Source organism: Streptomyces ochraceiscleroticus (genome assembly GCF_000720485.1).
Taxonomy (GTDB): domain Bacteria; phylum Actinomycetota; class Actinomycetes; order Streptomycetales; family Streptomycetaceae; genus Streptomyces; species Streptomyces ochraceiscleroticus.
This window is the reverse complement of the sequence record NZ_JOAX01000110.1, coordinates 1-322: the sequence shown is the minus strand read 5'-3', so window position 1 is coordinate 322 and position 322 is coordinate 1. Positions and strand designations below refer to the sequence as shown.

Here is a 322-nt window from a genome sequence, read left to right as displayed (position 1 = left end):
GGAGACCACGCCTTCTTGGATGCGGGCGCCGCCGGAGTCGTTGATGCCGATGACGGGGCAGCCGTTCTTCAGCGCGAAGTCCATCACCTTGACGATCTTTTCGCCGAAGACGCCGCCCAGGGCGCCGCCGAAGACGGTGAAGTCCTGGGAGAAGACGGCGACGGGGCGGCCGTCGACGGTGCCGTAGCCGGTGACCACGCCGTCGCCGTAGGGGCGGTTCTCCGCCATGCCGAAGTCGGTGGAGCGGTGCCGTGCGAACTCGTCCAGTTCGACGAAGGATCCTTCGTCCAGCAGCAGGTCGATCCGCTCCCGGGCGGTCAAC

General features: G+C 67.7%; 1 protein-coding gene. It reads right to left on the bottom strand.

All coding sequences use genetic code 11. The annotated features are described in order from the left end of the window. Positions 1-322: carboxyl transferase domain-containing protein (locus tag IG84_RS0137420; RefSeq protein ID WP_031067997.1), on the bottom strand; the 322-nt coding region annotated here is incomplete at both ends.